The sequence below is a fragment of the Hominimerdicola alba genome, assembly GCF_900112155.1.
In the GTDB taxonomy this organism is placed as follows: domain Bacteria; phylum Bacillota; class Clostridia; order Oscillospirales; family Ruminococcaceae; genus Hominimerdicola; species Hominimerdicola alba_D.
Map to the genome: position 1 here is coordinate 14,995 of NZ_FOKQ01000025.1, position 17,565 is coordinate 32,559.

Annotated in this window: 15 protein-coding genes; 10 read left to right on the forward strand and 5 right to left on the reverse strand. The window is 42.7% G+C overall.

The window, feature by feature from the left end; translation table 11 throughout:
* Positions 1–3 precede the first annotated feature (3 nt).
* The 10 genes from BM265_RS13160 (at position 4) to BM265_RS13205 (ending at position 12,668) form a co-directional block, all read left to right on the forward strand.
* Positions 4–1,260, forward strand: a complete 1,257-nt coding sequence (locus BM265_RS13160; RefSeq protein WP_074962277.1) for an HNH/ENDO VII family nuclease — start codon at positions 4–6, stop codon at positions 1,258–1,260.
* A 32-nt stretch (positions 1,261–1,292) separates the two neighbouring features.
* On the forward strand, positions 1,293–2,528 hold the full coding sequence (locus BM265_RS13165) for a hypothetical protein (RefSeq protein ID WP_074962278.1): 1,236 nt from the start codon (positions 1,293–1,295) through the stop codon (positions 2,526–2,528).
* Between the two features lies 1 nt (position 2,529).
* Entirely contained in the window at positions 2,530–3,948 is a 1,419-nt protein-coding gene (locus BM265_RS13170; protein WP_074962279.1) for a zinc-ribbon domain-containing protein, read from the forward strand.
* A gap of 383 nt (positions 3,949–4,331) precedes the next feature.
* The gene (locus BM265_RS13175; RefSeq protein ID WP_074962280.1) at positions 4,332–4,808 is read left to right on the forward strand and encodes an RNA polymerase sigma factor; all 477 of its coding nucleotides are present in this window, start codon (positions 4,332–4,334) and stop codon (positions 4,806–4,808) included.
* Positions 4,809–4,812: 4 nt separating this feature from the next.
* A complete protein-coding gene (locus BM265_RS13180) occupies positions 4,813–7,392 on the forward strand; it encodes a TolB-like translocation protein (protein WP_074962281.1) in 2,580 nt (859 codons plus the stop codon).
* A 409-nt stretch (positions 7,393–7,801) separates the two neighbouring features.
* Complete coding sequence (locus BM265_RS13185) at positions 7,802–8,590, forward strand: TatD family hydrolase (protein WP_074962282.1); 789 nt, start codon at positions 7,802–7,804, stop codon at positions 8,588–8,590.
* Positions 8,591–8,625: 35 nt separating this feature from the next.
* Positions 8,626–9,588, forward strand: coding sequence for a glycosyltransferase family 2 protein (locus BM265_RS13190; RefSeq protein WP_074962283.1), 963 nt, complete (start codon positions 8,626–8,628; stop codon positions 9,586–9,588).
* Positions 9,589–9,625: 37 nt separating this feature from the next.
* Positions 9,626–10,240, forward strand: coding sequence for an SseB family protein (locus BM265_RS13195; protein ID WP_074962284.1), 615 nt, complete (start codon positions 9,626–9,628; stop codon positions 10,238–10,240).
* Between the two features lie 107 nt (positions 10,241–10,347).
* Positions 10,348–10,884: an NAD(+) diphosphatase gene (locus BM265_RS13200; RefSeq protein ID WP_074962285.1), complete on the forward strand. Its 537-nt coding sequence runs from the start codon at positions 10,348–10,350 to the stop codon at positions 10,882–10,884.
* Positions 10,885–10,886: 2 nt separating this feature from the next.
* Positions 10,887–12,668 carry an Rqc2 family fibronectin-binding protein gene (locus BM265_RS13205; protein ID WP_074962286.1) on the forward strand — a complete coding sequence of 594 codons (1,782 nt, stop codon included), beginning with the start codon at positions 10,887–10,889 and terminating at the stop codon, positions 12,666–12,668.
* 603 nt (positions 12,669–13,271) lie between these two features.
* On the opposite strand, the gene jag is transcribed toward BM265_RS13205, so the two are convergent.
* The 5 genes from jag to rpmH all read right to left on the reverse strand — a co-directional run bounded on the left by jag (position 13,272) and on the right by rpmH (position 16,794).
* Positions 13,272–14,081 carry an RNA-binding cell elongation regulator Jag/EloR gene (jag, locus tag BM265_RS13210; protein WP_074962287.1) on the reverse strand — a complete coding sequence of 270 codons (810 nt, stop codon included), beginning with the start codon at positions 14,079–14,081 and terminating at the stop codon, positions 13,272–13,274.
* Positions 14,082–14,135: 54 nt separating this feature from the next.
* A complete protein-coding gene (gene yidC, locus BM265_RS13215; protein WP_074962288.1) occupies positions 14,136–15,533 on the reverse strand; it encodes a YidC/Oxa1 family membrane protein insertase in 1,398 nt (465 codons plus the stop codon).
* 199 nt (positions 15,534–15,732) lie between these two features.
* Complete coding sequence (yidD, locus tag BM265_RS13220; protein ID WP_074962289.1) at positions 15,733–15,993, reverse strand: membrane protein insertion efficiency factor YidD; 261 nt, start codon at positions 15,991–15,993, stop codon at positions 15,733–15,735.
* A 9-nt stretch (positions 15,994–16,002) separates the two neighbouring features.
* The gene (gene rnpA, locus BM265_RS13225; protein WP_074962290.1) at positions 16,003–16,383 is read right to left on the reverse strand and encodes a ribonuclease P protein component; all 381 of its coding nucleotides are present in this window, start codon (positions 16,381–16,383) and stop codon (positions 16,003–16,005) included.
* 276 nt (positions 16,384–16,659) lie between these two features.
* Positions 16,660–16,794 (reverse strand): 50S ribosomal protein L34, encoded by a 135-nt coding sequence (gene rpmH / locus BM265_RS13230; RefSeq protein ID WP_024858169.1) that lies wholly within the window; start codon positions 16,792–16,794, stop codon positions 16,660–16,662.
* Positions 16,795–17,565: the final 771 nt, after the last annotated feature.

Sequence of the window (17,565 nt, forward strand, 5' to 3'; positions counted from 1 at the left end):
GTTATGAAAAAAATACTTGCGTGTTTATTGTCATGCACTCTTTTGCTTACGGGGTGTGGGCTTTCAATTTCTGAAAATGACTCAAATGAGATAACAACTACTACAATCGCGGTTGAAAATAATAATACAGAATATAAAGAAGAAACTATAGCCCAGTCAATAGCATATATTGATACAAATTCAGAAGAATATATTAATTCCTTGGGATTTCAAACTCTGGATGATCCAGAACTTGATAGATATGTAGAAGACACTATATATTCACAGTTGGTTTCTCAGTTGGACAGTGATGATTACTTCGTTCAAAATATTGAAACAACCTATATTTCAAAAGAATATTTGGAAGAGTTAGAGTATAATTCTCAAGCAAATATCTTTTTTGGCTATAAACTTGATGAACTCGATCAACAATTTCAAGGGACAAAATATGTTTTTACACTAGGGAATGATGGACAAACAACAGTAATACCATTTGAAGATTATGATGGTACATATGATGAAATAATCAAAAATGTTGCTGTTGGGTCGGGTGTTATTCTAATATGTGTAACCGTTTCAGTAGTATCAGGTGGAGCTGGAGCTCCTGCGGTAAGCATGATATTTGCTGCTTCTGCAAAAAACGCTGCTATATTTGCTTTATCGTCTGCCGCTATAAGTGGTACAGCTTCAGGGATAGTCGAAGGATATCAAACCGGGAATATTGAAAACGCCTTAAAATCAGCAGCTTTGAATGCGAGCGAAGGATTTAAATGGGGAGCTATATCTGGAGCTGTTTCGGGAGGATTTGAAGAGGCAACAGCACTTAAAGGTGCAACCTTGAATGGTTTAACAATGAATGAAGCTGCAACTATACAAAAAAACACGAAATATCCACTTGATGTCATAAAACAATTCAGCAGTATGGAGCAATATGAAATATGTGAAAAAGCAGGATTAACAGCTAAAATGGTAAATGGAAAAACCGCTTTGATCAGAGATATTGATCTTAATTATATAGCTCAAGAAGCTAATGGAAAGACTAATCTGGAATTAATGCTTGAAGGCAAAGCACCATTTGATATGACTGGAAAAAAATACGATCTTCATCATATAGGTCAAAAATCAGATTCAACTCTAGCCATTCTAACGCAAGAAGAGCATAGATTAGGAGATAGTTATAGTATTTGGCACAAGTTAGAAGGGGATTCTGAAATAGATAGATCAGCATTTAAATCCATAAGGGAAAATTTTTGGAAAAGTTATGCTAATTCTCTTATGTAATTTTATGTGTATCATAAATGGAGGTCGCCTAAATGAATGAGATCAACCCGAATATAGAACAAGAAACAAAAGCATACCTCGATACAATAGGTATTCATACAGAAATAATGACAATAAAGCCAAGCGTTGCCGAACTTCAAAAACAGGGATATAAAAAGCTACCTAATGAGGCTTTCGGTCATATCGGAATGGCTTTTCAGCAGGTACCGGGGCTGGTTGCTCATACTGCAAGCAGATCAGGTGCATATAAAGTAACTATTGATGGAGTCGGTAAACTACAAAAAGCTGCAAATGGTAAGCATTTTTATGGTACGGTAGTAGACGGTGTCAACAATAATATTGTTGGTCAGGCTAAGCTGACTAATCTATCAGCTGCTCCTATTGCGGTCGGTGTGATCTTCTCAGTTATGTCAGCTATCACAGGGCAATACTACCTAAACCAGATAAACAGCAAATTATCAGACATCAATACAAAGATAGACGGCATAAGGCAGTTCCTTGAAGCCGATAAACGCAGCCATATCTGGGGCAGACAACAGTTTATTATGCAGACTATTAACGGGCTTGAAAGCATACGTAGCAACGAACTTCAAAAAACTTCAACGATAACCCAACTGCAGCCTATACGAATAGAAGCCATGGCGGATATAGATTTTTATTCGGTAATGGTCAAAAACAAGGTCAATGAAATAAAGGCACTGCGCTCGGATAAGGGTAATTTCCATGAAAAAGCTACCGAAATGCTGGATGATATCGGATCAAAACTTCCACTTTACTGGTGTTCGGTTTATCTGTTTGCCATGTCTTACTATCTTGAAACGGTGCTTTCGGATAACAAGGATAAAGATTTTCTAGAGCTTGTTTACAACGAGATATACAAAGCAAGAAATTCCTATAAAGAGCTTGTCACGAGCTTTCGCAATGAACTTGAAGATATATTAGAAAATGCAGCTGTCTACAAAACAAATGATACAGTAATGAAGATAGCACAAGTCACTTCAAAAGGAATGAACACTGTATTTAGGAGAGCAGCAGAAACAGGCAGCAACTTAGCCGACAGGTTTGCACAAAAGAATGAAGAGAAAAAAGAGCAGGCTCGCTCAGAGATAACCGATTATATGTACGCTTTGGTAGACCAGTGTTCCAACTATAAGCCTATCACTGAGATTGAGAATAATCTATATCAGTACAACACAATATGTAATTACAGCAAGCTTGAGGTATTGTGTGCTGATGATGAGACGTATGTTAAGTCTGTGAGGGTATAATATGATTAAAATAATAGTTGGTGAAAATGATCTTGCTACAACACATCCTGAACTTGCCAAACAATGGCATCCTACTAAAAATGGAGAGCTGACTCCTCAGAAAGTAACTGCCGGATCTAACAGAAATATCTGGTGGATATGTGCCAAAGGACACGAATGGCATTCAAGAGTTTATCACAGAAGAGATGGAATTGGATGTCCATATTGTTCCGGACAAAGGGCTATACCAGGAGAAAATGATCTTGCATCTGTAAATAAGGAACTTGCTGCCCAGTGGCATCCGACAAAGAATACTAAGTCACCAAGCGAAGTGCTTCCATACTGTAATGACAAAGTTTGGTGGGTTTGTTCTGAAGGTCATGAATGGGAGGCTAGGATCAATGGGCGTTCACGCGGAAAAGGTTGCCCATATTGTAGTGGAAGAAAAGCAACCAAAGATAATAATCTTAAAGTAGTGTATCCTGAATTGATGGAAGAATGGCATCCTACCAAAAATGGAACACTTGATCCTGCTGAGTTGACTACAAGATGTGACAAAAAGGTATGGTGGAGATGTAAAATATGTGACTATGAATGGCAGACAAATGTACACGTTCGTACAACTGGTCATGGCTGTCCTGCGTGTGCAGGAAATGTTGCCATAACCGGCAAAAATGATCTTGCAACTGTTAATCCAGACTTGGCATTGGAATTCCATAAAACAAAAAATGCTGAATTGACACCACAGCTTATCGCTGCATATTCAAATAAAAAGGTTTGGTGGAAAGGAAAATGCGGACATGAGTGGCAAACAACAGTTTCAAGCCGCAATCAAGGAGGCGGTTGTCCTATTTGCTCAAACCAAAAAGTGGAGAAAGGTATCAATGATCTTGCTACAACTAACCCTGAACTAGCAAAACAATGGCATCCGTATAAAAATGGGAAAAAGACAGCTTTTGATGTAACAGAGGGTTCAAACAAAAAAGCATGGTGGAAATGCTCGAAATGTGGTTACGAATGGGAAGCAGTTATCCATAGCCGCAGAAAAAGTTATGATTGTCCTTTATGCAATGCTTCTAAAGGTGAAAAACTTATTAGAGATTATCTAGATAATAATGGTCTTGAATTCATCTATCAGAATAAATTTGCAGATCTGCTAGGGTGTGGCGGACAACCTCTATCTTATGATTTTGCGGTTCATAAAGATGGAAAGATACTTTTGTTAATAGAATATCAAGGTTCTCAGCATTATGATATAAAGTTTGATAATAATGATGAAGATTTAAAAAAGCAGCAAGAACATGATAGACGAAAAAAAGAATATGCAAATAAGAAAAACATACCATTAGTCGAGATAAACTATAAATATGATACTTACGATAAGATCAAATCAATACTTGATACATACTGTTTAATACATTTTAGAGAATTAACCTGTTGACAACTTTAATGAAGCCAATCAAATAGAAAAGCAGCAGTATTTATTATAGAATACTGCTGCTTAGTAATTTGCAGGGGAATCATTATATGTTGTATTTACGTGTGATGATTTATTACATGGTTTTGACAATGAATGATAGAAGTCTTTGGAAAGGGGTCTGGGGAATAACCTTTCTTCAGAAAGGTTTTCCCCAGTAAAATCCGCAGTCCATATGGTAAATTATTATTTGCAGTAATACACAGCCGGATCGGGATATTCTTTTTTTCTAAAAAAATTTTTTATATGCTGCAAGGATATTGTGTTTTCAAACGTATTATATACAGAAAACCAAAAAGACCCGCTGCCGACCCCCTCGGCGGCGGATTATAAGGGGGTGGTTGACTGTGGAAACAGCTTGTTTCGAGATAAGCGGTTTTGATGCCGTTTATGATGAATATTTTGACATGGTGTACAGGATATGCTTTGTATATTTTCACGGCCATACTGCCGATGCTGAAGACGCGGCGCAGACCGTATTCATGCGTTACCTTGAAGCGGACAATGCTCCCGCTGTGGGTGAACACACGAAAGCGTGGCTGATAGTAACGGCACAGAATGTCTGCAAAACGATGCTTAGAAGACATCACCGCAAGGACAAGGAACTTGATTCAGCGGCGGAAAAAGGCGCAGATTTTGAATACAGGGAAGTCATGGATGCAGTTATGCGTCTGCCCGAAAATGAGCGCATGGCTGTCTACCTGAACCTTTACGAGGGCTATACAGCCGCCGAGACCGCAAAGCTGATGGGGTGTCGCGAAAACACGGTATATTCATACATACACCGGGCAAGAAAAAAGCTGAAAAAAGAATTGGGAGGGTGAGACTATGACAGACAAAGAGCTTGATAACAAGCTTGCAGCTGCTTTCGATAATGTGCGCGCTGACAGTTCTGTCAAAGCTCGCATTCGGAAAGGCTTAACAGGTGATGTTATGGAGAACAATAAGATAATCGTCAGCAGCACGGCAAAGGAAAACAGCAATACGGATAAAATAAAAGTAAAGCGCCGCGGCAGGATAGCGGCAGCAGTTATCGCAGGCGTTTTAGCAGTGGGCGGAGGTTCATACCTGCTGAAAGGCGGGTTTGACTGGGTCACACCACACAGTGATTCATCAGCGGCATATACCGACTTTATTGAATCCGCTTTGTATGAAAAATTCGGCTACTATTCAGATATATGGAAACTTCCGAACGGAAGATTCCTTATCAAACAGAGCTATGATGATTACGGTGAAATCAAAATTCCCGATGACTATGAATGGTGTGAAAATCATTATTTTATTTTTGACCCTGTAACGGAATCAGTGATTGGCGATGAGATAGTATCTAATTTTTGCAGTGTAGAAATTTACGAAAACTGTATAGGTATATGGTATGTCGAACAGCCCCAGAACCCGGATACTCCCATTAAAATAAAAGGTTCGCTTTTCGATTTCGACCTGAATCCGATAAAGGAAAACATCAGATTTGACCTCAACGACAGCCAAATACCGTGTATGCCTATGGTATCCGACAATAACGATATATATATTGCGGGCTTAAACTATGAGACTGATAAGGAAAAACTGTCGGTATATGATATTGACGGCAATACTATATATGAAAGTGACGTGGTCTACCACATAGACAGCTGTACCCTTGCCAAGTGTGGCAAATACTTCTATTACACTATTCAGGATGAGGATGATGAAGCTGAAATTATTAAAGGCATAGCCATCAGCGATGGTTATACCGATTGTGAACATACCGACAGCATATATAACAGCGATTCTGTAACAGACGAATATGAACCGCTGTATTTTGACATCGGAAAGTATCTGTACACCGTTTACTACACTGAAAGCGGCAAACAGATGATAAGACGCATAGATATGACAGGCGAGGAAGAACTTTATTTCGGCGAACCTGAAGATGTTATCAACTATGTCGGATTCATGCCTGAATATTACTATGTTTCAAATGACGGAAAATATCTGTTCACTTGCTCTTTGGACAATCTGGAATCGTCCATAACATCAGTCAATGTTTACGATATAGAGAACAATTTCAAAAAGGTATATGAAAAAACGATGGATGAAGCAGGTAGATGTTTCACCCGTGATGGCTGTAATTTGCTTTTCAATGAAGCCTCAGGCAATGTGTGCATAGGCGATCTTCATGAAACAGGTGCTAATACACCGCGGCTTGAATCGACTTTATGCTTCAATATTTTCGGAAAAGAGTATCCGGAATTCGACATAAAAAATATCGAAAAGAACGACACAACAGATACAACAGACACAACAAATACAGCAGATACATCAGATGCTGCACACTATTTCAACGGTGAAGCTGTCGATGAACTGCCTGTATCGAATGAAGAACTGGGATTTGATCCCGATGCTGAAAAAATTGAAGACAAGTTCGGTTCGGCTTTATGGAGATTGTCAAATGGCAACTATATGGGTGTAACGTATTTTAACGAACACGCGGATGAAATTGGTATCATAGAATATTTAAATTTCTATGTTTATATTTACGAGTCTGATACGAACTCGATAAAGAGCGTATTTATAGGGAATGTTGAGGAGTCGGGATTAATTCATGCCGAAGAAAATTGCATATCATATTTCAAACGCAAAGAAAATGCCAAGACTGATACTGACTATACCTTCGAATTATATGATCTTGATCTTGCACCCATCGAAAACAGTACATTCAGTTTCGATGCAGGACGTTCTGAACCTAAGCTCCTGATAACACCCGATAATAAATCGTATATATTTGGTTCGGACTCCTGTATTTACGACAGCAACGGCAGCGTTATCCATAAAATCGAAAATTCCGGTTATTTTTTTCAAAATATAAAAATATCGAAAAACGGCAAGTGCATCTATTACGCTTCAGCTAAAGACAATACCATAACTTTGCACACTGTTTCACTTGATGACGGATATGCTTATGCCGAATATACCTACGAAACATACAAAGATTGGGAACTTCCGTTATATTTTGACAGCGGAAAATATCTGTATCTCGTTTTCGGTGATAAAGACGGTAAACAGCAGTTCAGACGTATAGACATGACAGGCGATGAAGAACCTGTATACGGAACGCCCGAAGATGAACTGGTATTTGATGAAATGGCGGGAGATAATAATGGAGATCAGTGCAATACTTTTGTAACAAAAGACGGTAAATATCTGTTTTTAAGTAACACTGGTGAATACAGCAGCGAACTTCGCATTTATGACATAGAGAACGAATTTAAGAAAGTTTACGAAACAAATATCGATAGCCGTATTATTCGCAGAGACGGTATGAATATACTTTACGATGAGACTACAGGCGATGTATGCCTGAACAGCAGTCATAATAACTGCTTCAACCTTTTCGGAAACAAGTATTCAAACTTAGGTCTGTCCTGATCTGTATTTCTTTATCTGATTATCCCTTTACCACACCACTTAAAATGCCGGATCGACAGGGATATATTATGCTGACGTTATCTTTATATTCCTTTGATCAATGTTAAGTCAGGTGTGTCAGCGGGATAACCATATTTCTTTATTACGACCCACCATAACAAAAAAATTTCCGCCCGCGCTGAGATTATAGCAAACGACATGAATTTTCATACTTATACCAGCCACAGCTGCAAAAAGTAAAGCATCTGCGGTTGGTATAAGTGAAAATTTATATGTCGTTTACTATAACACTCGGCGCGGGCGCATTTTTTGCTGTGATTTTTACTAAAAAGACAAAAAAAGTTCTTTACAAATGTGGATAAATGTGTTATAATATTTTTTGTATATATCGAACAGAAAGGAGATATCTATGGCAGGCATGATATTCGACTCACATTGTCATTACGACGACAGAGCTTTTGACGAAGACAGATATGAACTGCTGGACAAGCTGCTGGTGAGTGAGGGTCATGTGGTTGACAAGATGCTCCATGCGGCGGTAGATGAAAAGTCCTCGCTGTTTGGTATAGAAACGGCTGAAAGATACGGGAATTACTATACATCCATAGGCTTTCATCCCGAGTATGCCGACGATGTTCCCGATAATTATATGGAGATACTTAATGCGCTGTATGAAAAAGCAGCAGCCACAGGTAAACTCCGTGCAGTGGGCGAGATAGGTCTTGACCACCACTATGAGGGATACAACGCCGAAAAGCAGAAGACCCTTTTTATAGATCAGGTGAGATTCGCAAACGAGAAGGAACTCCCCGTTATAATCCACTGCCGCGATGCGACGGAAGAATGTATGGGAATCCTCAGCGACCTAAGACCTGCGGGCGTTATGCACTGTTTTTCGGGTTCGGCTGAAACGGCTGAGGAAGTCGTGGGACTGGGTATGTATATAGGATTCACCGGGGCGCTGGCTTTCAAGAACAACAAGAAAGCAAAACGCGCCTGCGAAGCAGTGCCGCTTGAACGGCTGCTGCTGGAAACGGATTGTCCCTACATGGCACCGCCGCCTTACAGAGGTGAGCGAAGCGACAGTTCGATGATAGCCGAGACTGCTAAGGTCATGGCGGAGATAAAAGGAGTTTCCGCGGAAGAGGTGCTTCGGGCAACTAACGAAAATGCCTGCAGGCTCTTCGGGATACGCTGACCTAAGCGATACTATGATTTTTGGAGATGAATGAATTGGCGGAGACACTGTATTTGGTGATACCATGTTATAACGAGGAGGAGATGCTGCCCATAACCGCAAAGGCTCTTATGAAAAAGATGGATGAGCTTATTGCTGAGGGCAAGGTGAGCAGTGAAAGCAAAGTAATGTTCGTGGACGACGGTTCAAAGGACAATACCTGGGAAGTTATCGAAAAGCTTCACGATATGCCTCAGACAAACCTGTTTACGGGTATAAAGCTTTCAAGAAACAAGGGTCATCAGAATGCACTGCTGGCAGGACTTATGACTGCCAGAAAATATGCGGACATACTGATATCTATGGACGCAGACTTACAGGACGATATCAATGCTATAGACGGTATGCTTGAAAAGCGTGCCGAGGGCTGTGAGATAGTATACGGCGTAAGGTCTTCAAGAGAGACCGATACAGCGTTCAAGAGGAACACAGCCAGAAGCTATTATAAAATGCTGGAATTCATGGGCGTGGAGATAACCTACGACCATGCTGATTACAGGCTGATGAGCAAGAGGGCTGTCGATTCGCTGGCAGAGTTCAAGGAGGTCAACCTGTTCCTTAGAGGAATGGTGCCTATGGTGGGCTTCAAGAGCGACATCGTTAAGTACGAGAGAAACGAGCGTGTAGCAGGCGAATCAAAGTATCCGCTGAAAAAGATGCTGGCTTTCGCAGTGGAAGGTATAACCTCCCTTTCTGTAAAGCCCATAAGATTTATCACAGCACTTGGCGTTGTGATATTCCTCGTTTCCATCATCATGCTGATATACTTCCTTATAGCAAAAGCAGTAGGCGATACTGTCAGAGGCTGGGCTTCAACCATAGTATCCGTATGGGCAATAGGCGGACTGCAGATGCTGGCAATAGGAGTCATCGGCGAATATATCGGCAAGATATATCTTGAAACAAAGGCAAGACCTAAGTTTATTGTTGATATAAACTTGGAAGAAAAACAGGCGTGAAAACAAACCAAAATCTATTTAAAAGGAGTAAAAGACAATGGCAGAGAATTTAAAGATATCGGGAACAGTAACCAAGGAGAAGATAGACAATACCGCACTGGTAGAAGCTATCAATGAAATGAGAAAGGAATTCAGTGCAGACACTCAGAACAAGGTAATCAACACCGCACTGAGATCTACATTCCTTGTACCCGCGATCATCGAAAAGGGTCAGGAGCTTGTAGCTGACCAGAACAACCACGTACAGTTCAAGGACAAGCAGGAAGCTAAGTTCATGCTGGTCAACAAGCCCATCCGCGATGAGCAGGGCAACCAGACAGGTTCTGTATCCTTCTTCCCCGTATTCACCGATGCTGAGGAGCTGAAGAAGCTGAACACAGACCAGCTGTACAGACCTTTCGCTATGAAGTTCAGCGATATCGCTTACCTGACAGAGAGCACTCCCAACGTTGAAGGCTTCGTTATCAACCCCTTCACCCAGGAGCACAACCTGCCCTTCACCAAGCCTATGCTGGAATCCATCAAGCAGACCCTTATCAACTTCAAGAAGACCAAGGACGCTGCTATGGCTGCCGCTGCTGAAGCAGAGGCTCAGGAGGCTGCTGAGGGCGAAAAACCTGATATCACTGTATCTTCTTCCGAAGAGCAGTAAGGCTTAGATACCACGATCATTACGGTCGGGACGGCGGTGCAGCAAAGGGTATCCGATGATATCCTTTGCCTGCGAACTGTTCCGACCATTTTTGCGGAGGAAACAACATGAGATATATTTACTGTCCGCAGTGCGGAAGAAAGCTTATAGAAAAACCTGCGGGCGATGAGGGTCTTGTGCCCTACTGCGAGGGCTGTGAAAAACTGTGGTTCGATTCTTTCCCAAGCTGTTCCATAGTTCTGGTCGCTAACGAGTTCGATGAGATTGCGCTGCTGAGACAGGATTATATGTCGGACAGGTATACCACATTCGTTTCGGGCTATATCACCCCGGGTGAGAACGCCGAACAGACAGCGGTAAGAGAAGTCGCCGAGGAGATAGGCATTAAAGTTGAAAACCTCGACTACGCAGGTACTTACTGGTTTGAAAAACAGGGACTTTTTATGCACGGCTTTATAGCAAGGGTGAAAAAACAGCCCCTGGTGCTGTCATCAGAGGTGGACTGGGCTGACTGGGTGCCCGCTGAAAAAGTGATAGAAACTATATTTCCCGACTCTCCCGGAAATGCAGCTTTTGCAATTTATAAGAAATTCATGGGCGAGTATTTCGGGAAAAGTGACCCCCGCATCGGAAAGGACGATTAACAATGGCTCTTGACGGAGTATTTCTGAGTGAGATAAAAAAGGAACTCATGCCGCTTATCGGCGGAAGAGTGGATAAGATACATCAGCCTTCAAAAGGTGAGCTGCTTTTTGCACTGCGCACCTATGACGGTCTTAAAAAACTGCTGATAAATACGGTGGCAGGCACGGCAAGACTTCATCTGACAAATGCGGATATCGAAAACCCGAAACAGCCCCCCATGTTCTGTATGCTGATGAGAAAACACCTTTCGGGTGCAAAGCTTGTTGATATAAGACAGCCCGATTTCGAGCGCGTAATTATGATGGATTTCGATGCTACCAACGAACTGGGTGATATGGTAAGGCTGACAGTGACTGTTGAACTCATGGGCAGAAGAGCAAATCTGCTGCTGACAGATGAGGATGGAAAAGTTATAGACAGCATAAAGCGAGTGTCTACCGAAGTATCCGAGACCCCGGTGCTTCCCGGAGTAGTCTATACCCTCCCCGAAAGCGACGGCAGACTTTCTCTGACGGAATGTTCAAGGGAAGAGTTTGAAGAAAAGCTGGCAGAGTCCGCAAAGCAGGAACTCTCAAAGGGCATAATGAAGACCCTGCAAGGCATATCCCCCGTATTCGCAAGAGAGTGCGCTTTCTTTACCTCACATTCAGCCGAAGTCATAGTCGGTGAAATGACCCCAGACCATAAGGACAGACTGTGGTTCTATATCAAAAAGATCAGGGAACAGATCGAAAAATGCGAAAATAAATTCACCGTGATAAAGACCACAAGCGGCGAACTGAAAGACTTCTGTTTCTGCAATATAGATCAGTACGGCGGACTTATGGTGACAAAACAGTTTGAGAGCGCATCCGCACTGCTGGATTATTTCTATTCCGAAAGAGACAGCCTTTCCCGTACAAGACAAAAGGCTCAGGACCTTTTCAGACTTCTGGCAAATACCATCGACAGAACAGAATCAAGGGTGAAAAATCAACAGCTTGAACTGAAAGACTGTGCTAAAAGAGAACAGCTGAAACAGTACGGCGACCTCATCACAGCGAACCTTTACACACTTGAAAAAGGCATGACAGAAGCTAAACTCATAAACTTCTACGACCCAGAACAGAGCGAAGTCACCGTAAAGCTGGATAAACGCCTGACCCCAGTCCAGAATGCCCAGAAGTATTTCAAGGAATACCGCAAACTGGATACCGCGGAGAAAGTTCTTGAAAAACTGATATCCCAGGGCGAAGAGGAAGCAAAGTACCTCGATACAGTTCTCGATGCCCTGACAAGAGCGAGAACAGAGGGCGATATCGCCGCACTAAGACAGGAACTTACCGAACAGGGATATATCAGCCGAAGCAGACAGAAAGGCAAACCGCCAAAAGCACTTCCGCCGATGAAGTTCAAATCCAGCGAGGGATATGAGATCCGCGTGGGCAGAAATAACGCCCAGAACGACAGACTGACCTGTAAGGATTCCAAAAAGACAGATGTGTGGCTCCATGCAAAAGATATCACAGGCTGTCACGTAATAATCAGCTGTCCCGACAGAGGAGAAGCCGCAAAGTTCACTCCAGATGAACTCCCCCCCGACCGCACCATAGAAGAAGCAGCGATGATAGCGGCATACTATTCAAAAGCTAAAAATTCATCGAGATGTGATGTGGATTATACCTTTGTAAAGTTCGTAAAGAAACCTGCGGGCTCGAAACCGGGCATGGTTATATTTACGCATAACTATACGATAACGGTAAAACCGGATGAAGAGATAGTGCAGGGATTGGAAAATCAGTAAAGTGCGGAAACTGCCAAGGAAGAGAGCTTTGGCTCAAGCCTTTCGCGAAAGGCTTGCGGGAGTTTGAGGGCAGAGCCCTCAATCACCAAGGCGCAAAGCCAAAATGCATAGCGAACTATAAGCGCATAGCAAACTTCCGACCAAATGGGCGCGGCAATATCAAAAAATCGATCGTGGACAAATCTTGTGTCCACGCTCAAACTATGTGCGAAAATATATTGTCGCGCCTGCCGTCAAACAGCGATAGCGTATTTGATGGCTCGAACCGAGGAACGAGGGGCGACAAACCCCCGCACAAACCATCCCTGTGACCAACTGCCTCAGTACATTAAATCAAAAATGTTCCACGTGGAACATTTGTTCAAAACTCAAAAGAGATACGGCTGTATCCGACTTTCGGAAAGTACATTGTCAACAAAGCTGAGTCTCAGAGGAGTAAAAATGACCGCGGCACTATACCTCAGTAAGCACATTTGTATGTACTCATACTCCAAAGTATCCCACCGCATACGACCACATCCCAACTCAAGCCAACCCCTGCCAAGACAATAACACCAAAAAAGAGCGGAAACCAAAATTTCCGCTCTTTTTATAATGCTGTTATCAGATATCGATCTTGGAATACAGACCCGAACCGAGCATTGAATCCTCGGGCTTGGGCTTCTTGTACTCTTTCTCAAAGCTTGTGGTGAAATCAAAGCCTGTGCTCTGAGGACGTCTGCCGCCCTTTCTTCCACCGCCGTTTCTTCTGTTGCCGCCCTTGCCGCCGCGCTTGAAATCTCTTCCGCCGCGTCTGGGATTGGTGGAGCTGATTATTACCTTTCTGTAAGGATCCTCACCCTTGGACTGAGAAGTAACACCCTCTATCTCGGATACAGCCGCATGGATGATGCGTCTCTCGTAAGGGTTCATAGGCTCCAGCGCAGAAGATCTGCCGCTCTTCTTGACGTTGTTAGCTATCTTAGCAGCCAGCTCTTCAAGCTGCTTCTTTCTTCTCTCACGGAAACCGTTGGAGTCAGTAGTTATTCTGAAATACTCTCTGTCAACCTTGTTGCAAACCAGAGAAGCCAGATACTGCAGTGAATCCAGTAGCTCGCCCTTGGCACCTATCATCTCGCTAAATCCGTCGCCGTTAATCTCCAGTGAGATACCGTTCTCGATCTCAGTTACATCAATGGTGATATTCTCGACGCCCATGCCTGTCAGTACTTTTCTGATGTACTTAACAGTAATATCTGTCTTTGTCTCGGTGTATTCCGCTTCAACTCTTGCATCGCCCTTCACTTTACCAAAAAGGGACTTCTTAGGCTCTTCAATAACAGTAAAGTTGATCTTGTCCTCGCTCACACCGAATTCCTGTGCAGCCAGGGCCTTTGCCTCCTCAACTGTGGGGGCAGAAAATTCCTGCTTCATAAGTCAAGCTCTCCTCTCGTGTTTATTATATCTCATCAGGATATCCTGTGAAATTCAGTTTCCGTATTTTTTCGCCATCTTTTCACGCGCCTTGCGAAGCTTCTCTCTCTGCTCATCGGTGAGATCCTTTTCGTCCTCATCCATCTCTTCAGCAGCTCTCTGTCTTGCTTCGTTTATCTTCTTGCGCTGTTCCTGCTTGATCTCGTTCTTGCTCTTCTTCTTGGGCTCTTCGTAATCGTCGCCGCCTGCCTGCTTTCTGATCTCCGCAGGATCCTTGCCGGCTGCTACCAGCTGAGCCTCTGCCATCTTCTGCATAAGGTTCTGCTTGCCGCTGGTCTTCTTCTTTGCCATATCCTTCTCAACAAGCTCTGCCACGTGCTCGGGAGTATATATCTTGTTGAGTATGATGATCTGGAAAATACCGAACAGTGATGAGAAGCACCAGTAAATACCCAGACCGATAGGATACTTGAATGTGATCCACAGTGAGAATACAGGCATGAAATACATCATCAGCGCTGTAGAACCAGTCATCTTAGCCATTGCAGGATTGTTCTTCTTGCTGTAATGCTGGCTGATCATTGTAGTCAGCAGGTTCAGCAGGAAGCTGAGTATAGGTACAAGACAAGTTACCTTTTTGTCTTTCCAGCTGGGTGTAGTTCCCAGATATATGCCTAAGAATTCATAGTTGAAATCTTCCGAGAAATTCTTCAGTTCAGTAGATACAACACTAAGCACATCAGCATATTCGCCGTTTTTATCCTGTGCAAATACGAATGTCATCAGCTCAGGTCTGCCCTCGATAAGGTTCTGTGCGAAATACTTATCGTCAAGTACGAACTGATCGATATCATTGTGGAGCTTTATAGCATCGATAACATTATCGATGCCGCTTTCCTTCTTAAAGGTCTTTGCAGACTTGGGATACTCTTCCTCGTCCTTGAAAAGGTCTTCCAGCTTCTCATAAGGGTCCTTGCCATCAGCCTCATAGCCTGCGATAAGCTCTTCAAGAGTAGTATCGTGGCTCTCGACTTCCGCACTTACTATATGCAGCTGCTTTATCATCTGGTTTGAAGCCTTGACATCGTCCTTTTCCAGATTTGATACATAAGTCAGAGGACCATAGATAACAGGTATCATCGCGAACAGTATCAGCATCAGTACAAGCATCGGCATACAGCTTGCCATAGGGTTTACGCCTGTCTCCGAATACAGTGCCATCTGTTCTTCCTGAAGCTTCTGCTTGTTCTTGCCGTACTTCTTTTCCAGCTCATCAAGCTTCGGTTTCAGCATAGCCATGCTCGCTGTGCTCTTCTGCTGTTTTATATTCAAAGGGAATAACAGCACCTTAGTTATCAGCGTGAATACAAGCAGGGCTATACCGTAATTCTTAAATACATAGTAACAGCCCTTCATTATCCATCCCAATGGGATAGCAATAAGGTCAAACAATTTAACTCCTCTTTTCTTTCAATTCATTTTATGGCAAATGGGGTACTACCCCACATTCACCACAATGTGCGAACACATTACTTTCCTTGATATCTGTTTTGAAATAACTTGCAAATTCAACTCTGCCAAACTTTGCAATGCAAATGTATCACAACTGTTTTACAGCGAACATACAACTTATTTCAAAACAGTTCCTTACTTATTTCCGTCCTTTTATCTTAAAATAATCTATCCTGACCTTGTCGGGGACTTCATCTATCCCTCCCAGAGACCACGGATTGCACCGCAGAATTCTCCACACCGTAAGCACCGTACCCATAAGAAATCCGTGTTTCTCATAAGCCGTCAGCGCATAGGAAGAACAAGTCGGATAATATTTGCACTGCGCAGGCAGCGCAGGACTTATAAATTTCCTGTATGCCTTGATAGGCAGTCTTGCCAGCCATGCAAAGGGCGACATATATTTCCCTTACCTTTTTTTCTTATTCCTGGATTTTTCAAAAGCCCCGTTCTGCGCGGCTTTTTCCATCTCACAGAATAGCTTTTCCCTGATAAAACTTTCCATCTCCGCAGAGGTCCTCTCAGCAGCGTCGTTCCTGCCGACAAAGATAATGTCGTAGCCTATTGGAAAATCGGTCTCGCAGAGCCTGTAAGCAGCCCTGACTATCCTTTTCACCCTGTTTCTGCACACCGCGTTGCCAAGTTTTTTGCCCGCGGTTATGCCCAGCCTGTTGAACGGCGTACCATTGGGATAAAAATACGCACACACATATCCGCATACAGCATACCGCCCGCTGCGGTAACACCTCTGGAATGACTTGTTATCCTTTATCACCTGTGTGAACAGCATATCTTTCCTCTCCGAATGTATATTATATCAAACGGCAGTATCCCCACCGTTCACTATAAAATGTTAATTTATTAACAAAATTAATTTACTCATAAAAAGATAAAGACCTTATACCAAACAAACGCATACGATCAGAACGCCGCGCAGAAAATGCACGAATAAGACCCGCAGAAATACTGCGGATCACGGTCTGCAAGAAAAACTGCGACCTTTCTGTGCATAACCTGCAAAGCGTCTGTATGACACTGTTTGCTGGTATACGGTCATTGCTCTTTATCAGTGAGTCAGTCTTGCTCTGCCTCTTGCTCTTCTGCGAGCCAGCACCTTTCTGCCGTTAGCAGTAGCCATTCTCTTTCTGAAGCCGTGGACCTTTTTCCTCTGGAGCTTCTTAGGCTGATATGTTCTCTTCATGTCTGTTTCACTCTCCTTTTTGCACGTCCCGAGCATTTTACAACTGTACCCTTTACAGGACACACCCGCAAAAATTGTCGGAAAAAATTATCCATAGCCTGTCTTGTAGACATAGCCCTTGTAATTTAACATTATACCTTACTTACATATAGTTTGTCAAGTCAGTTCATAATTTATTTAATTATTATTTATATATTTATTATTTTTTTTGGTGAGATTTGGAGTTTCATTGCTGAAAACTTCTTCTCGGGCTTTGATTCTTTGTAAGATCGGGGATTTTCGGATTTTCGCACCTCGTTCCTTGGTATGCGATTGTATGCGATCGCATTGGTTCGGATATTCTTAGTTGTATTTTGGAAATGTTCTTAACTATCCATCGATAGTTTGCTGATTTTCGCCACTCGTTCCTCGGGTCACGCCATCGGATAACAAGTTGTAGCTGTCAGCGTCTGAGTAGAGCGCGGGCGTTCATTTACGCGGGAAGATAGTGCGGAGACATTGTCGCCCCTGACGGGTCGAGAAATCAACGAGCTATCGCCGTTGATTTCGGGCGCGGCAATATTCTCCGCAGATAGTTCGTGCGTGTGTCAAAGTTTTGCTCACGCTCTTGGTTTTAATATTGCCGCGAAATTCGCCAACGTTGACTGCGCCGAACGTATCCGACGCTAGGACCTTTTCGCGAAAAGCTTGACCAAAAGCTCTCCTCCTTGGCAGTTTCCGCAAGATTGCTATCCCCTAACCCCATTAAGTAAAATTTTTATTAAATTTATA

Excerpts from the sequence above, each read along its gene's own strand:
- rnpA (WP_074962290.1), bottom strand. The coding sequence starts at position 16,383 with ATGCTGTTCACACAGGTGATAAAGGATAACAAGTCATTCCAGAGGTGT.
- BM265_RS13180 (WP_074962281.1), top strand. The coding sequence starts at position 4,813 with ATGACAGACAAAGAGCTTGATAACAAGCTTGCAGCTGCTTTCGATAAT.
- BM265_RS13200 (WP_074962285.1), top strand. The coding sequence starts at position 10,348 with ATGAGATATATTTACTGTCCGCAGTGCGGAAGAAAGCTTATAGAAAAA.
- BM265_RS13165 (WP_074962278.1), top strand. The coding sequence starts at position 1,293 with ATGAATGAGATCAACCCGAATATAGAACAAGAAACAAAAGCATACCTC.
- BM265_RS13170 (WP_074962279.1), top strand. The coding sequence starts at position 2,530 with ATGATTAAAATAATAGTTGGTGAAAATGATCTTGCTACAACACATCCT.
- BM265_RS13160 (WP_074962277.1), top strand. The coding sequence starts at position 4 with ATGAAAAAAATACTTGCGTGTTTATTGTCATGCACTCTTTTGCTTACG.
- BM265_RS13185 (WP_074962282.1), top strand. The coding sequence starts at position 7,802 with ATGGCAGGCATGATATTCGACTCACATTGTCATTACGACGACAGAGCT.
- yidD (WP_074962289.1), bottom strand. The coding sequence starts at position 15,993 with ATGTCGCCCTTTGCATGGCTGGCAAGACTGCCTATCAAGGCATACAGG.
- BM265_RS13195 (WP_074962284.1), top strand. The coding sequence starts at position 9,626 with ATGGCAGAGAATTTAAAGATATCGGGAACAGTAACCAAGGAGAAGATA.
- rpmH (WP_024858169.1), bottom strand. The coding sequence starts at position 16,794 with ATGAAGAGAACATATCAGCCTAAGAAGCTCCAGAGGAAAAAGGTCCAC.
- BM265_RS13205 (WP_074962286.1), top strand. The coding sequence starts at position 10,887 with ATGGCTCTTGACGGAGTATTTCTGAGTGAGATAAAAAAGGAACTCATG.
- jag (WP_074962287.1), bottom strand. The coding sequence starts at position 14,081 with ATGAAGCAGGAATTTTCTGCCCCCACAGTTGAGGAGGCAAAGGCCCTG.